Source organism: Microbacterium sp. Root322 (genome assembly GCF_001425645.1).
Lineage (GTDB): Bacteria > Actinomycetota > Actinomycetes > Actinomycetales > Microbacteriaceae > Microbacterium > Microbacterium maritypicum.
The window spans coordinates 108,580-129,868 of sequence record NZ_LMCS01000003.1; the positions used below are offsets into that span (position 1 = coordinate 108,580).

The following is a 21,289-nucleotide window of genomic DNA, read 5'->3' on the forward strand; positions in this document are numbered from 1 at the left end:
AGCCGGGTCAGAAGCCCGGGATGAGGCTGATCACGAGGTCGATGAGCTTGATGCCGATGAACGGGGCGATCACGCCGCCGAGGCCGTAGATCAGCAGGTTGCGCTGCAGGATCTGCGAGGCGCTCGCCGGCCGGTACTTCACTCCGCGCAGGGCGAGGGGGATCAGGAAGACGATCACGATCGCGTTGAAGATGATCGCGCTGGTCACCGCGGAAGCCGGCGAATGCAGCTGCATGATGTTGAGCGCCGCCAGTCCGGGGAAGACTCCCATGAACATCGCGGGGATGATCGCGAAGTACTTCGCGATGTCGTTCGCGAGCGAGAACGTGGTGAGAGCTCCGCGGGTGATGAGCAGCTGCTTGCCGATGCGCACGATGTCGATCAGCTTGGTCGGATCGGAGTCGAGGTCGACCATGTTGCCGGCCTCCTTCGCCGCCGACGTGCCGGTGTTCATCGCCACACCGACGTCGGCCTGCGCGAGAGCGGGGGCATCGTTGGTGCCGTCGCCGGTCATCGCGACCAGCCGACCGCCCTGCTGCTCGTGGCGGATCAGCTCGAGCTTGTCCTCGGGAGTCGCCTCGGCGAGGAAGTCGTCGACACCGGCCTCGGCGGCGATCGCCTTCGCTGTGAGCGGGTTGTCACCCGTGATCATGACCGTGCGGATGCCCATCGCGCGCAGCTCCTCGAAGCGTTCGCGCAGGCCGTCCTTGACGATGTCCTTGAGGTGCACCACCCCGAGGACGCGGCCGGGGGCACCGGGCGTCATCACCGCGACCACGAGCGGGGTGCCGCCGCTCTCGGCCACCGAGTCGGTGCGCGTCGTGAGCTCGATGTCGTCGCCGTCGAGTCCGAGCCAGGCCCGCACCGCGGAGCCGGCGCCCTTGCGGATCTGCGTGCCGTCGCTGAGGTCGAGGCCCGACATGCGCGTCTGCGCCGTGAAGGGGACGACCACCGCGTCATCCGGTGCTGTCACCTGGATGCCCAGTCCCGCGGCGAGCTCGACGATCGAGGCGCCTTCGGGGGTCGGGTCCGCGAGGGAGGACAGGGCCGCGACGCGGAGGAGTTCGTCCGCATCGGTGCCGGGAAGGGGCAGCACCTCGTGCGCACGACGGTTGCCGTAGGTGATGGTTCCGGTCTTGTCGAGCAGCAGCGTGGTGACATCTCCTGCCGCTTCGACCGCGCGTCCCGACATCGCGAGCACGTTGCGCTGCACCAGGCGGTCCATGCCCGCGATGCCGATCGCCGACAGCAGCGCCCCGATGGTGGTCGGGATCAGGCAGACGAGCAGGGCGATGAGCACCGGGATGCTGACGGGGGATGCAGCGTACGAGGCGATCGGGTTCAGGGCCAGCACCACGACCACGAAGATGATCGACAGGCTCGCGAGCAGGATGTTCAGGGCGATCTCGTTGGGGGTGCGCTGACGACTCGCGCCCTCGACGAGCGCGATCATGCGGTCGACGAAGGTCTCGCCCGGCTTCGAGGTGATGCGCACCACGATGCGGTCGGACAGCACGCGGGTGCCTCCGGTCACGGCGCTGCGGTCGCCGCCGGATTCGCGGATCACCGGGGCGCTCTCGCCCGTGATGGCGGATTCGTCGACCGTGGCGATACCCGCGACGATGTCGCCGTCTCCGGGGATCAGCTCGCCCGCGGTGACGATCACGATGTCGTCGCGCTGCAGCTCGGCGGACGAGACCTGGGCGGTGGCGGTGCGCTCGGCTGCGGCGTCTGCGGCCTTGTCGTAGCCGACCACCCGACGGGCCATCGTGCTGGTTCGGGTCTTGCGCAGGCTCGCGGCCTGGGCCTTTCCGCGGCCCTCGGCGACGGATTCGGCGACGTTCGCGAACAGCACGGTGAGCCACAGCCAGATCGCGATGCCCCAGGTGAAGGGCGCCGGAACCGGGGTGCCGCCCGAGTCGGCCGGGCCGCCCAGGAACGGCTCGGCGATCGCGAGCACCGTGGTGAAGGCGGCGCCGACCCAGACCAGGAGCATGACAGGGTTTCGGACCAGGGCTGCCGGGTTGAGCTTGCGCAGGGCTCCGGGAAGGGCCTGCACGAGCTGCGACCAGCCGAAGGAGCGTGGCGGTTCTGCGGGGGTGGATGCCGGGGCATCCTGCTGTTCGGAGGGAGTGGTGATGAGGGTCATGGTCAGACGAGTCCTTCAGCGAGGGGTCCCAGTGCGAGCACGGGGAAGTAGGTGAGCGCGGTGACGATGACGGTCACGGCGAGGAGCAGGCCGACGAACTGCGGTCGGTGCGTGGGCAGGGTGCCGGATGTGGCGGGGATGCGCTCCTGTGCGGCGAACGAGCCGGCCAGGGCCAGCACGAGCACGATCGGCAGGAAGCGTCCGAGCAGCATCGCGATACCGAGCGCGGTGTTGAACCACGGGGTGTTCGCGGTGAGTCCGGCGAACGCGGAGCCGTTGTTGTTCGACGCCGAGGTGAACGCGTAGAGCACCTCGCTCATGCCGTGCACGCCCGGGTTCAGGATGCTCGTGGACTCCACGTCTTCGCGGATGCCGGGAACGGCGAAGCTCAGCGCGGTGCCGACCAGCACGAGTGTCGGGGTCACCAGGATGTACAGGCTCGCGAGCTTGATCTCCCGCGGACCGATCCGCTTGCCGAGGTACTCCGGGGTGCGGCCGACGAGCAGTCCGCCGACGAACACCGCGATGATCGCGAGCACGAGCATGCCGTAGAGGCCTGAGCCGACGCCGCCGGGGGCGACCTCGCCGAGCATCATGTTCAGCATCGGCATCATCCCGCCGAGCGCTGTGTACGAATCGTGCATCGAGTTGACCGCACCCGTCGATGTGAGGGTGCTGGCGCTTCCGAACAGCGTCGAGCCCAGGATGCCGAAGCGCACCTCCTTGCCCTCCATCGCCGCTCCGGCGAGTTCGGGTGCGGTGCCGCGGCCGGCGAGTTCGAGCGCCGAGAGCGTGAAGGTCGACACCAGGAAGATCGTGCCCATCACGGCGGCGATCGCGTAGCCCTGGCGGTGGTCGCCGACCATGCGCCCGAAGGCGCGGGGCAGGGAGAACGGGATCACGAGGATCAGGAGCACCTGCAGCAGGTTCGTGAAGCCGGTCGGGTTCTCGAAGGGATGGGCGGAGTTGGCGTTGAAGAAGCCGCCGCCGTTCGTGCCCAGGAGCTTGATCGCCTCCTGCGAGGCGACCGGACCGCCGGGGATGGTCTGGGTGCCACCGGAGACGGTGGTGATGTCGGTGAAGCCGGCGAAGTTCTGGATCACGCCGCCGGCGAGCAGCGCCACCGCGCCGATCAGGGCGATCGGCAGCAGGATGCGCCCGAGGCCGCGGATCAGGTCGACCCAGAAGTTGCCGATGGTGGTCGAACCGCGACGGGCGAGACCGCGGATCAGCGCGATCGCGATCGTGATGCCGACTGCTGCCGAGACGAAGTTCTGCACCGTGAGGCCCGCGAGCTGCACGGTGTAGCCCACGGTCTGCTCGGGGGAGTAGGACTGCCAGTTGGTGTTCGCCACGAACGAGGCGGCGGTGTTGAACGACAGACCCTCCGGCACCGCCGGGAGTCCGAGGGACTGCGGCAGGAACGCCTGCAGCCTCTGCAGGCCGTAGACGAGGAGGACGCCGATGACCGAGAACGTGAGCACGCCGCGGGCGTAGGCGCGCCAGGTCTGCTCGGATGAGGAGTCGACGCCGATGAGTCGGTACACGCCGCGCTCGACCCGCAGGTCGCGCGCCGAGGTGAAGACATGGGCGATGTAGTCGCCGAGAGGGCGGTAGAGGAGCACGAGCACGACCACGACGGCCGTGAGCTGCAGGATGCCGAACCAGATCGACGCGTCCATCAGAACCTCTCCGGCGCGACGAGCGCGACCACGAGGTAGACGACGGCGGCGACCGCGAGGGCGGCGGCGAGGATCTCGAAGACGATCACAGCCGCTCCACCCCCTTGGCCACCAGGGACACGAGGGCGAACAGCGCAAGAGTCAGCGCGATGTAGATGATGTCGAGCACGGATCCGATACAACTCCCGCACGGCTCCCGTCACGGCGATCCTCACGCTTCCCCTACGCCCTCCGAGCAGATGCATGCGGGTTGCTCACGATCGAGCCCTATGCTCACGAAGTGGGAATCAGAAGGATGAGGATCGGGGCCGGGACGTGGATCGTCGCCGGACTGGTCGTCGTCGCGCTCGTCTGCGTGGTCAGCGGGCTCCTGCCGCGCGCCGATGCCGGGGCTCTCGGCACACGGATAGCCCCCGTGCTGGGGTTCGTCGTCGCCATCACGATCGTCGCCGAGCTCGCCCGCGACGCGGCGGTCTTCGACGTGGTCTCGCAGCGGCTCGCCCGCTGGGGCCGGGGGCGGGTGCTGGCTCTGTGGGCGCTGGTGGTCGCGCTCGCCGTGGTGAGCACGGTGTTCTTGTCGCTCGACACGACAGCGGTGATCGTCACCCCTGTCGTGGTCGTCTTGGCGCAGAGCATCGGCGTCTCACCCCTCCCGTTCGCGTTGGCGACCGTCTGGCTCGCCAACACGGCATCCCTCGCGCTCCCGGTGTCGAACCTCACCAACCTGCTCGCCGCCCCCGCGATCGGCGACGGGCCGGGGGCGTTCCTCGCTCTCAGCTGGGCGCCCACGCTGGTCGGCATCCTCGTTCCCGTCGCGATCCTCACGATCATGCATCGGCGTACCGTCTTCGGTGCGTACGAGACGCCGGTGCCGCGCAGACCCGCCGATCCGACGCTGTTCTGGAGCGCCACCGGCATCCTCCTCGTGCTGATGCCACTGCTCGCCCTCACCCATGACGTCTGGATCCCGGCCACGGTCGCCGCCCTCGCGCTGATCGGCCTGTTCGCGGTACGGAGGCGGCGCGCCCTGCGGCTCTCGCTGGTCCCGTGGCAGGCGCTCGCGCTCGCCGCATCACTGTTCGTGCTCGTGGAGGCCGCGCACGCGCAGGGGCTCCTCGACTTCCTGACCTCGCCGACCGCGAACGGCGATTCTGCCGGCGACCTGTTCCGGCTCGCCGCACTCGGGGCCGTGAGCGCCAACGCGATCAACAATCTTCCGGCTTATCTCGTGCTCGAGCCCGCAGCAGGCGATCCCGTCGCCCTGATGGCGTTGCTGATCGGGGTGAACCTCGGCCCGCTCATCACGCCCTGGGCCTCGCTGGCGACACTGCTCTGGCACCACCGGGTCGTGGCGCTGGGCGTGACGATCCGATGGAGCCGCTTCATGCTGTGGGGCGCGGTGGCCGCGGTGCCGACCGTGCTCGCCGCCGTGCTCGTGCTGATGCTGGTCTCGGGCTAGCGACGCGGCGGAGTTCGAGCGGGCCTGGCTCTCGCATCCGACAGGCTCGAGCCCATCCGATGCCGTCGTGTCCCGGAGCGCTTCGGCGCTAGTCCCCGTCTTTCACGTCTCCGCTTCGGCCCGGTGCCGCCATCGGAACGAAGGTGCGGTCTCCTGTCGCAGCCACGGAGTCGAGAAATGCGCCGGTCGCCCTGAGCAGTCGCGCGGTCCCGTCGTGTCCCTGTCGTCTCGCGACGGCGGGTCCGAGCCCACGAAGGAACTTCGTCGCCGCGGGCAGGGGGCGGAAGAACAGCGTGAGCTTCGATATGCGCCCGGTTTCGGCATCCAGGTCGATGAACTGCGCTTCGTTGAGTCGGACGTCGCCTATCCGCGCCTCAGCGAACAGGATCGCGCCGGACGGGATTCGCTCCACTCTGGTGTAGGTGATCTCGGTGATGACGTCGAACACGTCACGAAGCAGATCGACCACGCTCTCCGCGCCCTCGAAGACGAACTGATCGGTCACCGGTGACACGAGCACCACGTCATCGGCGAGAGCAGCGCGGGCGCGCTCCGCATCACCGCTCTCCCCGGCATCCATCCAGGTCTGCAACCAGTCGTTCATGCGGATGTCCCCCGGCGAGCTCGAAGAGCCATGATCCCCTCGGGTGACCCCCATCGACACAGCACCACCGGTCTTGCGAGATCGAGCACCACAACTACCTGCCGTTCGGTTTCGGTGAGTTCGCCCATTCTCCCGATGGCCTGTCGAGTCTGAGCGGGACGGTCAACGGGGATCCCTGTCTCCACACAGGAGTGCCGACTGCGCGATGAAGCGTGTGCAGCGGTGAGGATCATCTTACTGCGGATGATCTTGTCTGGTCCGATATGTCAGCCTGCGCTGAGATCTCGCACGCGGCTGATCGGTCGGCTACGGGGTCGGCGAGGACGAGATGCGCCAGAGGAAGGAGCGGAGGTCCGCGATCTCCGGGGCGCTGAAGCTCGACATGAGGGTCTCCACCGCTTCCTGTCCGAGCTGATTCGCCTCGGACAGGACCTCGGCTCCGGCCGGCGTGGTGGTGGGGATGCGCACCTTGCGGTTCGAAGGGTGCGCGGTGCGCACGAGGAGGCCGTCGTTCTCGAGGCGATCGATGATGCCGCCGAGGGTGGTCTTGTCCAGACCGACGATCTGAGCGATCTCCGTCTGGGTATGTCCTGCTCCGTCTCCTGCGACGGAGAGGACGAGGGTGTCGCGCACATCTCGAAGCCCGACCGAGCGACAGGCTTCATCGAACGTCGCCGTCAGGGCGCGTTCGGACTGACGCAACATCCAGACGAGCGCCGCGCCCTCCGGACCCTCGATGGTCGCGCACGGCGCGATCGAGGGTGTGGAGAGATCGATGTCGGGGAGCACGTCCTCATTGTACTCAGGCATATCAGACCTCCCAGGATCATCTGTTGTAAGATGATCTTGGTCCGTGCAAAGCATCATCCTGCGTCGGGCCGCAGGGTTCCTCCCGTGTGGGGGCCGGAGAAACCCTGCCGACGTGACAGGGCTCCTCCGGTGTGGGGACTGGAGGAGCTCTGCCGACGTGACCACGGATCCCTTCGGGCGCCGTGACGGTGAGCGCATTCCGCGGACCTTTCCGCGCTCCGTTGCGCGCGCAGGAGAGGCATCGCCTGAATCCAGGCCCACTTCCCGTCCTTCCCGGGCCGAGCCCCTGCAGATTATCCGAGATAAGATCATCTCGTATCGTTCAATAAATGGGCGGCGGTCGAGATCCGACAGTCGTCGTCCAGGAAGGAATTCATCATGAGCACCCCAGAGAAGTCCGTACTGGATCGCATGTTCGCAGCCTTCGCAGCGCAGGACGCGCACGCCGCGGCAGCGACCGTCACCGATGACTCGGTCTGGATCCACCACGGCACCCAGAAGCTGCCGTCCATGCGTTTCGAGGGCAAGGCCGCGGTCACCAAGTTCTTCGAGATCAACTTCACGACCATGTCGGTCGAGCAGTTCGAAGTGCTCAGCATGGTGCAGGAGGGCGATGTCGTCGCCGTGTTCGGCCGCGAGAAGTTCACGATGAGCAACGCCGAGGGCGACTTCACCCAGAAGTGGGTGCAGGTCTACACCTTCCGTGAAGGTCTGATCGCCCGCATGGAGGAGTACGCGACCTCCGCTCCGGAGAGCGACTACAACGTCATCACGGAATAGATGATCTCGGTGGTGGGCTGCGGCCCACCACCTCTCCTCTGATGATGATCCAGACATCCGTGACGGAAGAAGCCATGAGCAACAACGCTGCCGAACCCCTGCCCACCTCGACCAGGGCATGGTCCCTGGTGAGCCGCCCGGAGGGGCGACCCACGACGGACGACGTCGCCCTTCAGGTCCTCGCGCTCCCCGACCTCCAGGACGGGCAGATCCTCGTGGAGAACGAATACCTGTCGGTGGACCCCTACATGCGCGGACGCATGAGCGACAAGAAGTCGTACATGCCTCCGTTCGACGTGGGCGCGCCGATGGACGGACCTGCCATTGGCAGAGTCATCGCATCGCGATCGGACGACTTCGTCGTGGGAGACCACGTCTTCCATGTGCTCGGATGGCGCGAGCATGCCGTGCTCGATGCCGACACGGCTTTTCCGGTGGACCCGGACGCGGCTCCCCTGCCCGCATACCTGGGGGTTCTCGGAATTCCGGGGCTGACCGCCTACGTGGGGATCGAACGGTTCGCCGAGATCTCGGGCGGCGAGACCGTCTACGTGTCGGGAGCCGCCGGCGCGGTGGGCAGCGTCGCAGGCCAGATCGCGAAGCTCCGCGGTGCAGAGCGCGTGATCGGAAGCGCCGGCAGCGATGAGAAGGTGCGCGAGCTCGTCGAGGTCTTCGGTTTCGACGCCGCCTTCAACTACAAGACTGCGCCGATCGCGGATCAGCTCGCCGAGCTGGCGCCCGACGGGGTGGATGTCGTGTTCGACAACGTCGGAGGCGAGGCGATGGAAGCCGGGATCGGGGCGTTGCGCGTGCATGCGCGTTTCGTGCTCGCCGGCATGCTCTCGCAGTACAACGACGAAGCCGTGGTCGGGCCGCGAAACCTCTGGCACCTCTCCATCACGCGTTCGCGGATTCTCGCGTTCATGGTGTCGGAGGAGATGGATCTGCGCGAGCGCTTCCTGACGGAGGCCTCGGGCTGGATCGCCGAGGGCACGCTTCGGCACCGCGAGACGATTCGAGAGGGCTTCGACGGGATGTTCGATGCATTCCTGGCGATGATGCGCGGAGAGAACACCGGGAAGATGGTCGTTCGGGTGTGACACCTGCTCACAGGAGAAGGGCCGAGCTGCTGACCGCGTCAGAGGCTCGGCCCTTCTGGTGTGCTTCTCCCGCGCTTCTCAGACGCCGCTCTCGGCGAGAGCACCCTGGTACAACTCGGACAGCATCGCCGGGAGCCCGCGAGGGCGGCGCCCGAGCAGTGCGGTCAGGTCCGATGACACGACCTCATACTGGCCGTCCTTGATATCGGCCACCGTCCCTGCGGTGAGGTGTCTCGCGAACTCGGGCATGCCGGTTCCCGCGAGCATCGAGGTGAACTCGTCCGCGGAGACGTCGCGATACTCGACAGGGCTGCTCACGAGTTCTGAGAGGGCCGATGCCACCTCGGCGTACGACCAGGAGCGGTCGGCGGTGAGAGTGTAGGTCCTGTTCTCGTGGCCGCCGTCGATGAGGACGTTCGCGGCCGCCTCAGCCAGCTCGGCACGCAGCACGTACGGCACGCGTCCTGCCCCGCCGGGCAACGAGAACGAACCGTCTCGCAGAGCCGGGCTGACGATATCCCGGATCGCCTCGGCATACATGGTGTTGCGCAGGAAGGTGTACCCCACCCCGCTCGCCGTGATGTGATCTTCGGTCTCGAAGTGACTGCTCATGATGTCCCGCACTCCGGAGGACGCGATGTCGCGGATGGCGAGGCCGGTGTAGACGATGTGCTCGACGCCTGCCGCGACGGCCGCATCGACCACCTGGCGTTGCTGGTGCGCTCGATTCATCGACATCGTCGAGATGAGCAGGAGAGTGCTGACGCCAGCGAAGGCTGGAGGGAGCGAGGCGGGGTCGTCGAAGTCGGCCAGCCGAACGGGCACGTCGACGAACCGTGCAGCCTTCGCGGCATCGCGCGCCAGGATCGTGAAGTTCCCCTCGAGGTTCGATCGGCGCAGGTGTGAGACGACGCCCCGCCCGAGCTGGCCGGTGGCACCCGTGACCATCAGCATCTAGGCCTCCTCTCGGGCGGCGGACTCGGTGAGGCGAGGCTCTGAGGGGTTCGACACGGTTCCGACCACGGGAAGCGCACAACCCTGCGGGGTGCACATCTCCTCGCCGCCGGCTTCATCTTCACCGTCGAAAGGCCGCAGGAGTGGTCTCTGCGATGCGCTCATGCGGATGCCCTTTCGTTCCATGCCTGTTCGAGGGCCGCGACGATCGTGCTCACGGGTTTCGCGCCGGAGAGCGCGTAGGTGCGGTCGATCACCACGAACGGAACGCCTCCGGAGCCGAGCGCGGTCAGTTCGGCATGGTCGGCTTCGACGTTGCTGCGGAACCGACGCTCATCCAGCGCCTCCCGGGCTTCCTGCGCATCGAGACCCAGGGGTTCAGCGAACGCCGCGAGCTGCTCGCTCGTCCAGATCTCCACCCTGTTGCCGAACTTCTCGCGGAAGACGAGGTCCCACGCCTCTCGGTGCTTTCCCTTCGATGTCGCCCATGCCAGGAACTCATGCGCGAGCGTCGTGTTGCCGATGGTGTTGCCGGCCACGTGATAGGCCTCGATGCCGTCGGCGTGGGCGATGTCCTCGATGCGGCGAGCCATCTCCGTCGCCTCTTGTTCCGTTGCGCCTCGTTGCCTCGACATGAACTCGGTGAACTCCCACCCGGTGCCCTCGGGCAGCTCGGGGAGAAGTCGGAACGACTTGTGCTGGAGCTCGGTCTCGCGACCATGCGCGAATTGCTCGATCGCCGCGTTGATCCGCTCGTTGGCGATACCGCACCACGAGCAGACGACATCTGCCCACATCTCGACCTTCATCACGCCATCGCTCTCTTCGTCTTCGGATTGTATGGATCCATACTATCCGAACTCGGACGATAAGGGCTTTTCAGGTACGCTCCGTCAGGTGGTCATTCTCTTCGTGGGTTCTCTGGGGCTGAACATCTACGCGACGGTGCTCGTGCTGCTCCGGGCGCGGGTCTACGGCACCCGGCTGTACCGGCCGATGCTCTGGAACATCTTCTTGTCGATCGTCCCCGTTCTGATCCTCGCGGTGGTGATGGCGGTCTCTGTCGCGCTTGTCGTGGTGGCTCCGCCGCTCAGCGTGGCAGCGCTGGTCGTGGGAGGTGTGGCCTGGCTGCTCATGCTGCCCAACGCCAGCTACCTGATCACAGAGCTCAACCAGTCTCATCGCAAGGCCGACGACCCCGTGCCGCTGTGGTACGACATCATTCTCGTCATCTCGCTCGCGATGTCGGGGGTCATCAACACCGTGGTCAACGTGTTCCTCGCGCACACGATCTTCGCCCTGCAGTTCTTCGGAGATCAGGCCGGTGCCTTCACGAGATGGCCATCGCTCGTCGCCGTCGGGGGCGTCCTGGTGGCGATCGCGTTCGGCATGTACCTGGGGCGCTACATCCGCGTGAACAGTTGGGACATCCGGCACCCGGGCGCACTGCTGAGTCGCGTCGGTGAGCACTTCCGCACCCGCACGACGCGAGGCGCTGCGATCGGCTTCACCGCGACATACGCGATCTTCCTCGCGTTGATCTACACCGTGGTCGCGGGGCCCATCGTCGAGAACCTCCTCAACCTCGAGGCTCTGCGCTGACCGCCTCGCTCAATGCCGGTCGGGCTTCGTTCCGAGGTCGGTCCACAGCCAGGTGAGATCGACCTGGGCTGTCGGCGGCAGCGAGACGGACGCCGGGTCGAGGGCGGGGCGGAAGATCGATTCGTCGTGGATGCTCACACTCTGTATTGCGCGATCCCGACCATCGGGTTCACGGAGATTCGAACGCGAGATCCGGAAGGGGGCGGGGGACGACGCGGACTCAGGCCTCGGGGGCGCCGTCCTGCGGCGGGCCGGCAGGACGGTGCGCGCGTCGGCCGTTCACGACCACAGGACGACCGGCGCGCTCCTGCCCGGGCAACGGGCGTGAGCGGCGGCCGTAGATGAGCTCCGACGAGTCGAGCAGCCACGGCACGAGGGTGATCGACACGCCATGCACGAGCATCAGCTGGTTGGCGAGACGGCGGGCGCGACGGTTGTGCAGGAACGACTCCCACCAGTGGCCCACGATGTACTGCGGCAGGTACACGGTGACGACGGACGAGCCGTGCTTCTCGCGGTACTGCTTGATGAACTGGGTGACCGGTTGCGCGAACGAGCGGTACGGGGATTCGACGATCACGAGCGGGATCGGCACGAGGTGGTCGGCCCAGTCCTTCTGCAGATGTGCCGCATCGTCGGAGGCCACCGCCACGTGCACCGCCAGGGTCTTGCCGTGCTTGGCCGCGATCGCGTAGTCGATGGCCTTCACGACCGGCTTCTGCAGTCGATTGACGAGAACGATGGCGAGGTCGCCCGTCGCACCGAACCGGGTGGTGTCGTCGATCGCGATCTCGTGCTCGACGTCGCGGTAGTACCGCTTCACGCCCAACATCAGGAAGGCGAGGATCGGGATCGCGAAGAACACCAGATACGCGCCGTGCGTGAACTTGGTGATCGTCACGATGACCAGCACGAGCACGGTCATCACAGCGCCGGCCGAGTTGATGATGAGCCCGACCTTCGCCGAGCGGCGATCGGATGCCGAGGTGCCGTCGACTCCCGAGTCCTTCGTGTCCTCGACCGGTCCGCGAAGCACGCGTCGCCAGTGCCGCACCATGCCGATCTGTCCGAGTGAGAACGAGACGAACACGCCGATGATGTACAGCTGGATCAGCGTGGTCAGCTTCGCCTGGAAGATCACGAGCACCGCGATCGCCGCGATGCCCAGCAGGATCATGCCGTTCGAGAACACGAGGCGGTCGCCACGGGTGTTGAGCGACTTCGGAGCGTAGCCGTCGCGGGCGAGCACGGCCCCCAGCAGCGGGAAGCCGTTGAACGCGGTGTTCGCGGCGAGCAGGAGCACGCACGCGGTCGCCGCCTGCACGATGAAGAACGCGATGCTGCCGCCGCCGAAGGTCGCTGCGGCGATCTGGGCCATCAGGGAGGGCTGCGGATTCGTGCAGTCGAACCCGACGAGGTCGCAGGGGTTCTCGGCGTAGTGCACACCGGTGATGAGGGCGAGGGCGGTGAGCCCGGCGAAGAGGCAGATGGCGATCGAGCCCATCAGCACGAGGGTCGACTGGGCGTTGCGCACCTTCGGAGCGCGGAACGCGGGGACCCCGTTCGACACGGCCTCGACGCCGGTGAGGGCGGAGCATCCGCTCGAGAACGCGCGCAGGATCAGCAGGATCACGGCCGCCTGCCCGAGGCTCTCGGCCTGCACCGAGAACTCGGCGCTCGAGGCCACGGGGGCGTCGCCCAGGAAGGTGCGGATCAGGCCGGTCACGATCATGACGCCGACCGAGCCGATGAACACGTACGTCGGGATCGCGAAGACCAAGGAGGCCTCGCGCACCCCGCGCAGGTTCACGACGATGATGAGCACCACGAAGCCGACGGCGAGCTCGATGCGGAAGGGGTCGAGCCCCGGCACGGCCGAGATGATGTTGTCGACACCGGAGGCGACCGACACGGCCACGGTCAGCACGTAGTCGACCAGGAGTGCCGCGGCCACGATCACACCGGGGATCTCGCCGAGGTTCTTCGACGCGACCTCGTAGTCGCCACCGCCCGACGGATAGGCCTTGATGAGCTGGCGGTAGCTGAGCACGACCACGACAAGCAGCACGACGACGGCGATCGCGACGAGTGGCGTGAACGACAGGAAGGTGAGCCCGCCGATCAGCAGGATCATCACCAGCTCCTGCGGGGCGTAAGCCACCGAGCTGAGGGCATCGGATGCGAAGATCGGCAGAGCCATGCGCTTCGGGAGCAGCTGGTCGTCGACCTGCTGACTCGTCAGCGGTTCTCCGATGAGGATGCGCTTGGCGCGCGGCGGTGCGTCCGCGGCCTCCCTGTTTTCGTCTGGCACGTCGGGCGACACTACGCCTCCTGATGGCATCCTCACGCGATCCTCACGGAATCCCTACGGTGGGATGTGCGGTCCTCACGCAATCCTTACGGGCGCGGCTACACTGGCACGCGGTGGAAGATCAAGTGTTGCTCGGATTCATCGCGATCGCGGTGGGGGTGGCTTTCGGCATCCTTCTGTTCGTGCCGTTCGTGGCGGTCAGCTACCGGCGGCGCGGGCGACTCGGCTTCGGGCGCACGCTGCTCTGGCTCGCGGCCCTCATCTACTTCTGGGCCATCTGGACCTACACCCTGCTTCCGCTGCCCGACCCCGACACGATCCGCTGCGTGGGGGCGATCACCGATCCGATGTCGGTCGTGCGCGACGTGCAGAAGGCCCTCGCGGCGCCAGGGAACCCGCTGCGGCACCCGGCCCTGCTGCAACTGGTGTTCAACGTGGTGCTGTTCGTGCCGCTCGGCTTCTTCGTCCGCGTGCTCGCCGGCCGCGGCATCCTGACCGCGCTGGCCGCAGGCTTCGGTCTGTCGTTGCTGGTCGAGACCACGCAGCTGACCGGTGTGTGGGGCGTCTACCCGTGCGCGTACCGCTTCTTCGACGTGGGCGACCTCATGACGAACACGCTGGGCGCCGTCGTCGGGTGCACAGTGGCCCTCCTCGTCCCGAGGGCGCTGCGCGGCGCGAAGGCGAGCCCCGACGCTGACCTCCCGCGTCCCGTCACCCGCGGTCGCCGGGCCCTCGCGATGCTGTGCGATGGCCTCGCCTTCGGGTTCCTGAGCGTGGGCGTCAGTGTGACCGTGCAGCTGTGGCTGCAGTTCGTGGCCGACGACCGCGCAGCGGTGCTCGACGGCGGCCTCGCGTCCGCCGCGGGAACCATCGTCCCTTCGGCCCTCTTCCTGGTGCTGATCCTGATCAGTGGGCGCTCGATCGGTGACATCGCCGTGCAGCTGCGGTACACGGGCTCACCCCTGCCGGCACCGTTCGCCCGGCTCCTGCGGTGGACGGGCGGCATCGGCGGGCTCAGCGCGCTCGCACTGCTGGGGGGACTCTTCGATCTCGCCTCGTCGCTCCTGATCCTCGTCGCGATCGTGATGCTGTTCACCACCCGCTTCGGGCGCGGGCTTCCCGGCGTCCTCTCCGGTCAGCATCTCGTCGACGCCCGCGCGGACATCAGGGATCCACAGCGGTTTCCGATCACGACGCCGTAACGTCGAGGGCATGACGACTGTTCACGTCACCGAGGACACGATCAACCAGGCCCGCGTGCTGCGAGACGAGCTGCAGCGGTTCCTGCGCGAGTACGAGTTCGGGATGCGCGAGGTCGAGACGAAGATCTCGATCCTGCGCGACGAGTTCACGCACGACCACGCGTACAACCCCATCGAGCACGTGAAGAGTCGGCTGAAGTCGCCCGACAGCATCGTCGAGAAGATCGCCCGCAAGGGTATCGACGAGCCCGACTTCGACCGCATCCGCGCAGAGATCACCGACATCGCCGGTGTGCGCGTGACCTGCAGCTTCGTCGCCGACGTCTACCGACTGTTCGACCTGCTCACCGCGCAGGACGACGTCACCGTGCGCACGGTCAAGGACTACATCGCCCACCCCAAGGCCAACGGCTACAAGAGCCTGCACGCGATCATCGAGGTGCCCGTGTTCCTGTCGACCGGTGCGCTCTCGGTGCCGGTGGAAGTGCAGTTCCGCACGATAGCGATGGACTTCTGGGCGAGCCTCGAGCACAAGATCTACTACAAGTTCTCGAACCAGGTGCCCTCGCACCTCGTCGACAGCCTCTCGGATGCCGCGGATGCCGCCGCCGAACTCGACAGCCGCATGGAGCGACTGCACCGCGAGGCGCACGGGGTGCCGCAGCGCCAGCTCGCCCCGGCTCCCCCTCCCGCGCCGCCGGCGATCCCGGACGCTCCCACCGATCCACGGGTGGTCGGGGTCTGACCGGGGCGCGCCCGCGCGAGAGCGTGTTGCGCGCGCAGCCGAGGTCCTGGGAGCATCGGCTGGTGGGGAGAACGCAGGAAGCCGAGGCCGTCGAGGCCGACACCGACGTCGACGAAGTCGCGAAGATCGACCAACTCGCGGGAGTCGACCGTGAACGGCAGCGGTGCGAGTGCGACCACGGCGACGACGACGGCTACCAGCCGTGCGGGCGCAAGGCGAAGTGGCGCGTCACGGTCGACTGCGTGTGCGGCGAGGGCCACCCGCGTCGGGTCGAGATCCTGTGCTCCCGTTGCATGCGCACGCTGCGGCAGTTCCAGGGACGCGAGGCCATCACCGTGCGGCGTCTCTGACCTGCGGGAGCGTCTTCCGCCGATCCTCACATCCGATCGCGCCTCGGCTCCGAACAACGGGGGATCACACCGGACCCGGTGGAACAGGAGACGATCATGGTGCAGCGCCGCAGTGGCAAGAGATTCCTCGTCTGGGCCGCCCTCGCGGGCGTGATCGGCGGTGGCGTCTTCCTCGCGACGGCCGAGCTGTTCGCGCTGCTCTTCGCGCGCGCGGCCAGTCCGATCCTCGCGGTCGGCGGGTTCGTGATCGACATCGTGCCGCAGCCCTTCAAGGAGTTCGCGATCGCCACCTTCGGCGAATACGACAAGATCGCGCTGCTGGCCGGCCTCGGTCTCGCGGTGTTCATCGCCTCGGCGATCGCCGGCATCCTGCAGCTGGTGCGTCCGCCGCTCGGCGTGATCGCTCTGGTGATCGCGGGCGTGCTCTCGACCGCGGCGATCGTGACCCGCGCCGCGGTGACCCCGCTCGCCTTCCTTCCGCCGGTGCTCGGAACCGTCGCGGGGTCGTTCGTCCTCGTTCTCCTGTGCCGGCGCCTGCGCGGGTGGAGGGCATCCGTGGTCGGAACGCCGGGGGACGAGAACGACGACACGGTGTCCGCGGACGCCGCTGAGACCGGTGCCGACCTCGCCGCTGCGGAACCTGCGCGGCCGGGGATCGACAGGCGCCGCTTCTTCGTCCTCGCCGCTCTCGCCGGAGCATCCGCGCTGGTGGTGGGCATCACGGCTCGCACGGTGAGCATGGCCGTGTCATCGGTGGAGGCGATCAGGAGCGCGCTCAAGCTGCCCTCTCCCCGCACGACGGTCACGGTGCCGGACGGCGCCGAGCTCGACATCCCCGGGCTCAGCAAGCTGTTCACCCCGAACAAGGACTTCTACCGCGTCGACACGGCCCTCACGGTTCCCTCGATCGATCCGGACACCTGGCGTCTGGTGATCGACGGCATGGTCGACCAGCGTGTGGAGATGAGCTTCCAGGACATCCTCGACATGGGCCTCGACGAGTACGCCATCACGCTCACGTGCGTGTCGAACGAGGTCGGCGGCGAGCTCGTCGGGAACGCGAAGTGGCTCGGGGTGCCGTTGCGCGACGTGCTCAAGAAGGCGGGTGTGAAGTCCGGCGCCGACATGGTGCTCTCGCGCAGCGTCGACGGCTACACCGCGAGCACGCCGCTGTCGGCACTCACCGATGACGACCTCGATGCGATTCTCGCCGTCGGGATGAACGGTGAACCGCTCCCGCTCGAGCACGGTTTCCCTGTGCGGATGGTGGTTCCCGGACTCTACGGGTACGTGTCGGCGACCAAGTGGCTCACGGAGCTCAAGGTGACGACGTTCGCCCAGGATGAGGCGTACTGGACGCCGCGTGGCTACAGCGCCGAGGCGCCGATCAAGTTCGCCTCTCGCGTCGACACCCCCAAGATCGGCGAGGCGGTGGCGGCGGGGAAGATCCCGATCGCTGGAGTCGCCTGGGCGCAGTCGGTCGGCATCGAGCGCGTGGAGGTGAGCATCGACGACGGCGACTGGGTTCAGGCCACCCTGTCGGCGCCGATCAACGACGACACCTGGGTGCAGTGGTTCATGGAGTGGGATGCCACACCGGGCACGCACTATGTCGCGGTGCGCGCGGTGAACAAGAACGGCGACCTGCAGATCCAGGAGCGGGCACCCATCGCGCCGAACGGATCGTCGGGCTGGCAGCGTTCGCTCATCCGGGTCAACTGAGACCCGTGCGCGGTCACCCGCTCGGGCCTATGGTGGGAGCCATGGGCCCGTTCCCCGCACTCGTGATCACCGTCTCGGACCGCTCGTTCTCCGGAGAACGCGAGGATCGGGGAGGCCCGATCGCCGTGGGGCTGCTGCGTGAGGCAGGGTGGCACTGCCCCGACGCCGAGGTCATCGCCGACGGTGCGGGGTCGGTGGCGGATGCCCTGCGCCGAGCCGCCGCACGTGGCATCCGCCTGGTCGTGACCACCGGTGGGACGGGCATCGGCCCTCGTGATCTGACACCCGAGGGGACACGGCGTGTGATCACCCGCGAGCTTCCCGGCATCGCCGAGGAGCTGCGTCGTCGCGGCCTCGCCGACACCCCGCTGTCCGTGCTGTCGCGCGGGCTCGCCGGCATCGTCGACCCGGCGGGCATGCTCGTGGTGAACCTGCCCGGCTCGACCCGCGCTGTCGCCTCCGGCGTACCCGTGGTGCTCGGCGTCGCCGCGCACATCCTGGATCAAGTGGAGGGCGGAGACCACTCATGAACGACGTGCGAATAGCAGCGGTATCGGAAGCGCGACTCGATCTGGATGCACACCTGGCGGCGGTCGAAGATCCCCGGCTGGGAGCGGTGACGACCTTCGTCGGTCGCGTGCGCGACAACGACCCCGACGCCGAGACGCCCGTGGTCGGACTGGAGTACAGCGCGCACCCCGATGCGGAGGCGGCACTGCGAAGGATCGCCCAGGAGGCCGGTGCCGGAGCGGAGGCCCCCGCCGTAGTGGCCGTGAGCCATCGCATCGGACGCCTCGACGTCGGCGATGCGGCCGTCGTGATCGCGGTCGCCTCCGAGCACCGCGCCGAGGCGTTCGAGGTGTGCCGGGCCGTCATCGAGGCGATCAAGGCAGACCTGCCGGTGTGGAAGCGTCAGCTCGAGGTCGACGGGACGTCGTCGTGGAAGGGCATCGGCGGCTGAGCCCCTCGCACCATCGCCGTACTCGACACGTCACCTGCATGAGGTTTTGCCGTATGCAGGAGGAAACGCCGGCCGGCGATCATGCAGGTGGCCGGCGGTCATGCACGTGGTGCGCTGTCAGCCGCCCGCGAAGGGCGGGAGCACGTCGATGAGCTCGGCGTCGTCGAGGGCGATGTCGCCGTCGGTGCGCACCCCGTCGACGAGCACCGCGCAGCGCGGCAGGATGTCGGCGAGAGCCGGATGCTCAGCCACGACGGCGGTCCGCAGAGCCAGGAGGGAACGTTCGCCGCGCTCCTCCTCGCCCGTCCCCGCGGCCTCTGCGGCGGCGGCGAAGTAGCGCACCCGCGTCATCGGGCTTCTCCGGGGGCGGCTTCTCCGGGGCGCACCCAGTCGCCCGAGCGCCCTCCCGACTTCGCCACGATGCGCACGTCTTCGATCACGACCGCGCGGTCGACGCCCTTGATCATGTCGACGACCGCCAGAGCGGTGACCGAGACGGCGGTGAGAGCCTCCATCTCCACCCCGGTGCGATCTGCGGTGCCCACGGTCGCCTCGATGCGAACGCCGTCGTCGACGATGTCGAGCTCGACGCTCGCGCGGTGCACCCCGATCACGTGCGCGAGCGGCAGCAGGGAAGGCGTGGACTTGGCCGCCTGGATACCGGCGATGCGCGCCACGGCGAGCACGTCGCCCTTCGGTACGGTGCCGTCGCGGAGGGCGGCGATCACGTCGGTGCTGCAGCGCACGAAACCGCGGGCGGTCGCGGTGCGGACGGTCGGCTGCTTCGCGGTCACATCGACCATGTGCGCGCGGCCGCCGGCGTCAAGGTGGGGAAAGCTCATCCGACCAGCATGACATCGATCACATCGCCCACGGCGACGGTCTCGACCTCGGCCGGCACGATCGCGAACGCGTGCGCACGGGCGAGTCCGCCGGCGAGATGGGATCCCGATCCGCCGGCGGTCGCCGGACGCACGGTGCGCGCGGCGAGGTCGACCACGGCCGGCAGGTACTGGCGACGTCCCGGGGGCGGCGTCCACGATGCGTCGGCGGTGAACGGCGCACGAGGGCGGTGGATCAGGGCGCGCCCCTGCATCGCGAGCAGGGCGGGGCGCACGAACACCTCGAACGACACCGCCACGCTCACGGGGTTCCCCGGCAGGCCGAACACCAGGCACCCGTCATCGAGCACTCCGAAGGCCTGCGGCTTGCCGGGCTGCATGGCGACCGCGCTGAACTCGACCTGTCCGCCGCCGTCGAAGGCCCCGCGCACGGGCTCGTAGGCCCCCGCGCTCACCCCGCCGGTGAACACGATCACATCGGCGCCGAGGGCGAGGGCTTCGGCGGTCACCGCCCTGACGGCGCCCGCCTCGTCCGGAACGCGCGCGACCAGCACCACCTCGGCATCGGCCTCGGAGACCAGTTGTTCGAGCAGCGGTCCGTTGGAGTCGGGGATGCGCCCGCGGGTGGGGGATTCCCCCGGTGCGAGCAGTTCGCTCCCGGTCGACACCACCGCCACGCGCGGAGCTCGCGTCACCGAGACCTCGGCGACCCCGGCGGCGACCGCGGCGGCCAGCTGGAAAGGACCCAGGCGCTCGCCGGCGTGCACGACCTCGTCGCCTGCGTGCAGGTCGGCCCCGCGTCGGCGCACGAACACCCCGGGCTTCGCCGGAGCGCGCAACACCCTCACCTCGTCGAGCGAGTCGGCGAGGCCACCGGCCGTGTCCTCGAACGGCACGATTACGTCGGCGTCGGTGGGGGTGGGGGATCCGGTCATGATGCGGGCGGCTTCGCCCACGCCGAGCGGGGGGTCGAGGTCGACGCCCGCGGGGAGGTCGGCGACCACGCGCAGAGTGACCGGGTTCTCCTCGGAGGCCTCAGCGACATCGGCGCCGCGCACGGCGAAGCCGTCCATCGCGGAGTTGTCGAACAGGGGGATGTCGTGGGCGGCGGCTGCGGGAGCGGCGAGGGTGCGCCCTGCAGCATCAGCCACCGGACGCGCCTCGCTCTCGATCAGGCGGACGGCATCGAGCACACGGGCGAGCTGCTCCTCGACCGTGCGGCGGCCGGTCATGCGCGCACCGCCCTCGTCGCCGCGGATGCCGGACGGATCGGTATCTCGTGCTGGCGGGAGGTGAGCGCATCGATCATCGCGAGCCGACCGAGCAGCGGTTCGCCGGCACCGCTCAGGAGCTTGATCACCTCGCCCGCCAGCAGCCCGCCGACCTGCACACACAGGGCTCCGAGAACACCGACCTGAGCGCAGCTGGGCGGCTCGCCCTCGGTGCCCAGCGGGAAGAGGTCGGCGAGCACCACCGGCTCCCCCTCCGGCGGGTCCGACCAGAACACCGTGGCCTGCGCATGCCACTCCTGCACGGCACCCCACACGAGCGGGAGTCCGAGCGCTTCGGCCGCCGCGGCCACATCGCGGCGGGTCGCGAACGAATCGCTCGTGTCGACCACCACATCGGCGCCGGCGAGCAGGCGTTCGGCGTTGCCGGCGTCGAGGCGTCCGGGCACCTGGGTCACCACGGTCTGCGGAGCGAGGGCGGTGATGGCGCGCGCGGCGGATGCGGTCTTCAACGCTCCGATGTCCTCCACCCGGTGCGCCAGCTGGCGCTGCAGGTTGGTGAGCTCCACTATGTCGTCGTCGATCACCGTGATGGTGCCGATTCCCGCGGCGGCCAGGGCGAGCAGCACGGGGGAGCCGAGCCCTCCCGCGCCGATGATTGTGACATGCGCGGCGTTGAGGCGGCGCTGACCTTCTTCGCCGATGCCGGAGAGCACCGCGTGCCGGGCCGTGCGGACGAGTTCTTCGGGGTCCAGCGCGGCGACGGGGGCGACGAGGGGCTGCATGG

The 21,289-nt window shown here is 68.3% G+C and carries 23 protein-coding genes; 10 read left to right on the forward strand and 13 right to left on the reverse strand.

All coding sequences use genetic code 11. From position 1 onward, the window contains the following. Positions 1-7: 7 nt before the first annotated feature. Genes kdpB through ASC55_RS12920 form a run of 3 tightly spaced genes read right to left on the reverse strand, consistent with a single transcriptional unit; the run spans position 8 to position 3,920 of the window. A complete protein-coding gene (gene kdpB / locus ASC55_RS12910) occupies positions 8-2,149 on the reverse strand; it encodes a potassium-transporting ATPase subunit KdpB (protein WP_055876374.1) in 2,142 nt (713 codons plus the stop codon). A 2-nt stretch (positions 2,150-2,151) separates the two neighbouring features. After that, positions 2,152-3,831 (reverse strand): potassium-transporting ATPase subunit KdpA, encoded by a 1,680-nt coding sequence (kdpA, locus tag ASC55_RS12915; protein ID WP_055876377.1) that lies wholly within the window; start codon positions 3,829-3,831, stop codon positions 2,152-2,154. Then, the gene (locus ASC55_RS12920) at positions 3,831-3,920 is read right to left on the reverse strand and encodes a potassium-transporting ATPase subunit F (protein WP_017201862.1); all 90 of its coding nucleotides are present in this window, start codon (positions 3,918-3,920) and stop codon (positions 3,831-3,833) included. The genes kdpA and ASC55_RS12920 overlap by 1 nt, the downstream gene beginning before the upstream one ends. Positions 3,921-4,126: 206 nt before the next feature. Between ASC55_RS12920 and ASC55_RS12925 the strand changes: the two genes are divergently transcribed. Beyond that, on the forward strand, positions 4,127-5,290 hold the full coding sequence (locus ASC55_RS12925; RefSeq protein ID WP_055876380.1) for an SLC13 family permease: 1,164 nt from the start codon (positions 4,127-4,129) through the stop codon (positions 5,288-5,290). Positions 5,291-5,378: 88 nt separating this feature from the next. On the opposite strand, the gene ASC55_RS12930 is transcribed toward ASC55_RS12925, so the two are convergent. Beyond that, positions 5,379-5,894, reverse strand: a complete 516-nt coding sequence (locus tag ASC55_RS12930; RefSeq protein ID WP_055876383.1) for a nuclear transport factor 2 family protein — start codon at positions 5,892-5,894, stop codon at positions 5,379-5,381. Between the two features lie 306 nt (positions 5,895-6,200). Next, entirely contained in the window at positions 6,201-6,704 is a 504-nt protein-coding gene (locus tag ASC55_RS17590; RefSeq protein WP_055876386.1) for a MarR family winged helix-turn-helix transcriptional regulator, read from the reverse strand. A 378-nt stretch (positions 6,705-7,082) separates the two neighbouring features. On the opposite strand from ASC55_RS17590, the gene ASC55_RS12940 reads away from it, so the two are divergent. Then, positions 7,083-7,484, forward strand: a complete 402-nt coding sequence (locus ASC55_RS12940) for a nuclear transport factor 2 family protein (RefSeq protein WP_055876389.1) — start codon at positions 7,083-7,085, stop codon at positions 7,482-7,484. A gap of 74 nt (positions 7,485-7,558) precedes the next feature. After that, positions 7,559-8,584, forward strand: a complete 1,026-nt coding sequence (locus tag ASC55_RS12945) for an NADP-dependent oxidoreductase (protein WP_055877854.1) — start codon at positions 7,559-7,561, stop codon at positions 8,582-8,584. A 78-nt stretch (positions 8,585-8,662) separates the two neighbouring features. On the opposite strand, the gene ASC55_RS12950 is transcribed toward ASC55_RS12945, so the two are convergent. Then, positions 8,663-9,538 carry an NmrA family NAD(P)-binding protein gene (locus ASC55_RS12950; protein ID WP_055876392.1) on the reverse strand — a complete coding sequence of 292 codons (876 nt, stop codon included), beginning with the start codon at positions 9,536-9,538 and terminating at the stop codon, positions 8,663-8,665. A gap of 161 nt (positions 9,539-9,699) precedes the next feature. Further along, on the reverse strand, positions 9,700-10,347 hold the full coding sequence (locus ASC55_RS12955) for a DsbA family oxidoreductase (RefSeq protein WP_055876395.1): 648 nt from the start codon (positions 10,345-10,347) through the stop codon (positions 9,700-9,702). An 88-nt stretch (positions 10,348-10,435) separates the two neighbouring features. Here ASC55_RS12955 and ASC55_RS12960 point away from each other — a divergent pair, with 88 nt between their 5' ends. Next, positions 10,436-11,140 (forward strand): DUF1361 domain-containing protein, encoded by a 705-nt coding sequence (locus ASC55_RS12960; RefSeq protein WP_055876398.1) that lies wholly within the window; start codon positions 10,436-10,438, stop codon positions 11,138-11,140. Positions 11,141-11,149: 9 nt separating this feature from the next. On the opposite strand, the gene ASC55_RS17795 is transcribed toward ASC55_RS12960, so the two are convergent. Beyond that, on the reverse strand, positions 11,150-11,278 hold the full coding sequence (locus ASC55_RS17795) for a hypothetical protein (protein ID WP_268775993.1): 129 nt from the start codon (positions 11,276-11,278) through the stop codon (positions 11,150-11,152). 82 nt (positions 11,279-11,360) lie between these two features. Beyond that, the gene (locus ASC55_RS12965; RefSeq protein WP_235563377.1) at positions 11,361-13,481 is read right to left on the reverse strand and encodes an APC family permease; all 2,121 of its coding nucleotides are present in this window, start codon (positions 13,479-13,481) and stop codon (positions 11,361-11,363) included. Positions 13,482-13,564: 83 nt separating this feature from the next. Here ASC55_RS12965 and ASC55_RS12970 point away from each other — a divergent pair, with 83 nt between their 5' ends. The 6 genes from ASC55_RS12970 (at position 13,565) to ASC55_RS12995 (ending at position 18,431) form a co-directional block, all read left to right on the forward strand. Then, positions 13,565-14,653 (forward strand): VanZ family protein, encoded by a 1,089-nt coding sequence (locus ASC55_RS12970; RefSeq protein ID WP_055876402.1) that lies wholly within the window; start codon positions 13,565-13,567, stop codon positions 14,651-14,653. Positions 14,654-14,663: 10 nt separating this feature from the next. Then, positions 14,664-15,398, forward strand: coding sequence for a GTP pyrophosphokinase (locus ASC55_RS12975; RefSeq protein ID WP_055869293.1), 735 nt, complete (start codon positions 14,664-14,666; stop codon positions 15,396-15,398). Positions 15,399-15,460: 62 nt separating this feature from the next. Next, positions 15,461-15,748 carry a hypothetical protein gene (locus tag ASC55_RS12980; RefSeq protein ID WP_055876405.1) on the forward strand — a complete coding sequence of 96 codons (288 nt, stop codon included), beginning with the start codon at positions 15,461-15,463 and terminating at the stop codon, positions 15,746-15,748. Positions 15,749-15,844: 96 nt separating this feature from the next. Beyond that, entirely contained in the window at positions 15,845-17,470 is a 1,626-nt protein-coding gene (locus ASC55_RS12985) for a molybdopterin-dependent oxidoreductase (protein ID WP_055876408.1), read from the forward strand. A 41-nt stretch (positions 17,471-17,511) separates the two neighbouring features. Next, positions 17,512-18,000, forward strand: coding sequence for a MogA/MoaB family molybdenum cofactor biosynthesis protein (locus tag ASC55_RS12990; RefSeq protein WP_055876411.1), 489 nt, complete (start codon positions 17,512-17,514; stop codon positions 17,998-18,000). Beyond that, positions 17,997-18,431: a molybdenum cofactor biosynthesis protein MoaE gene (locus tag ASC55_RS12995; protein ID WP_017831259.1), complete on the forward strand. Its 435-nt coding sequence runs from the start codon at positions 17,997-17,999 to the stop codon at positions 18,429-18,431. The genes ASC55_RS12990 and ASC55_RS12995 overlap by 4 nt, the downstream gene beginning before the upstream one ends. A gap of 117 nt (positions 18,432-18,548) precedes the next feature. On the opposite strand, the gene ASC55_RS13000 is transcribed toward ASC55_RS12995, so the two are convergent. The 4 genes from ASC55_RS13000 to ASC55_RS13015 are packed head-to-tail and all read right to left on the reverse strand — an operon-like array spanning position 18,549 to position 21,287. After that, a complete protein-coding gene (locus ASC55_RS13000) occupies positions 18,549-18,782 on the reverse strand; it encodes a MoaD/ThiS family protein (protein WP_055869296.1) in 234 nt (77 codons plus the stop codon). Continuing rightward, on the reverse strand, positions 18,779-19,273 hold the full coding sequence (moaC, locus tag ASC55_RS13005; RefSeq protein WP_055876414.1) for a cyclic pyranopterin monophosphate synthase MoaC: 495 nt from the start codon (positions 19,271-19,273) through the stop codon (positions 18,779-18,781). The genes ASC55_RS13000 and moaC overlap by 4 nt, the downstream gene beginning before the upstream one ends. Further along, a complete protein-coding gene (locus ASC55_RS13010; RefSeq protein WP_055876417.1) occupies positions 19,270-20,505 on the reverse strand; it encodes a molybdopterin molybdotransferase MoeA in 1,236 nt (411 codons plus the stop codon). Before ASC55_RS13010 ends, moaC begins: the two co-directional genes overlap by 4 nt. After that, complete coding sequence (locus tag ASC55_RS13015; RefSeq protein ID WP_055876420.1) at positions 20,502-21,287, reverse strand: HesA/MoeB/ThiF family protein; 786 nt, start codon at positions 21,285-21,287, stop codon at positions 20,502-20,504. The genes ASC55_RS13010 and ASC55_RS13015 overlap by 4 nt, the downstream gene beginning before the upstream one ends. Positions 21,288-21,289 lie beyond the last annotated feature (2 nt).

Bases quoted from the DNA above. Each gene is read 5' to 3' on its own strand.
- ASC55_RS12940 (WP_055876389.1), top strand. From the start codon at position 7,083: ATGAGCACCCCAGAGAAGTCCGTACTGGATCGCATGTTCGCAGCCTTC.
- ASC55_RS12925 (WP_055876380.1), top strand. From the start codon at position 4,127: ATGAGGATCGGGGCCGGGACGTGGATCGTCGCCGGACTGGTCGTCGTC.
- ASC55_RS12990 (WP_055876411.1), top strand. From the start codon at position 17,512: ATGGGCCCGTTCCCCGCACTCGTGATCACCGTCTCGGACCGCTCGTTC.
- ASC55_RS12945 (WP_055877854.1), top strand. From the start codon at position 7,559: ATGAGCAACAACGCTGCCGAACCCCTGCCCACCTCGACCAGGGCATGG.
- kdpA (WP_055876377.1), bottom strand. From the start codon at position 3,831: ATGGACGCGTCGATCTGGTTCGGCATCCTGCAGCTCACGGCCGTCGTG.
- kdpB (WP_055876374.1), bottom strand. From the start codon at position 2,149: ATGACCCTCATCACCACTCCCTCCGAACAGCAGGATGCCCCGGCATCC.
- ASC55_RS12955 (WP_055876395.1), bottom strand. From the start codon at position 10,347: ATGAAGGTCGAGATGTGGGCAGATGTCGTCTGCTCGTGGTGCGGTATC.
- moaC (WP_055876414.1), bottom strand. From the start codon at position 19,273: ATGAGCTTTCCCCACCTTGACGCCGGCGGCCGCGCGCACATGGTCGAT.
- ASC55_RS12965 (WP_235563377.1), bottom strand. From the start codon at position 13,481: ATGCCATCAGGAGGCGTAGTGTCGCCCGACGTGCCAGACGAAAACAGG.
- ASC55_RS13015 (WP_055876420.1), bottom strand. From the start codon at position 21,287: ATGCAGCCCCTCGTCGCCCCCGTCGCCGCGCTGGACCCCGAAGAACTC.
- ASC55_RS12930 (WP_055876383.1), bottom strand. From the start codon at position 5,894: ATGAACGACTGGTTGCAGACCTGGATGGATGCCGGGGAGAGCGGTGAT.
- ASC55_RS13000 (WP_055869296.1), bottom strand. From the start codon at position 18,782: ATGACGCGGGTGCGCTACTTCGCCGCCGCCGCAGAGGCCGCGGGGACG.
- ASC55_RS12995 (WP_017831259.1), top strand. From the start codon at position 17,997: ATGAACGACGTGCGAATAGCAGCGGTATCGGAAGCGCGACTCGATCTG.
- ASC55_RS12985 (WP_055876408.1), top strand. From the start codon at position 15,845: ATGGTGCAGCGCCGCAGTGGCAAGAGATTCCTCGTCTGGGCCGCCCTC.
- ASC55_RS12950 (WP_055876392.1), bottom strand. From the start codon at position 9,538: ATGCTGATGGTCACGGGTGCCACCGGCCAGCTCGGGCGGGGCGTCGTC.
- ASC55_RS13010 (WP_055876417.1), bottom strand. From the start codon at position 20,505: ATGACCGGCCGCCGCACGGTCGAGGAGCAGCTCGCCCGTGTGCTCGAT.
- ASC55_RS12975 (WP_055869293.1), top strand. From the start codon at position 14,664: ATGACGACTGTTCACGTCACCGAGGACACGATCAACCAGGCCCGCGTG.
- ASC55_RS17590 (WP_055876386.1), bottom strand. From the start codon at position 6,704: ATGCCTGAGTACAATGAGGACGTGCTCCCCGACATCGATCTCTCCACA.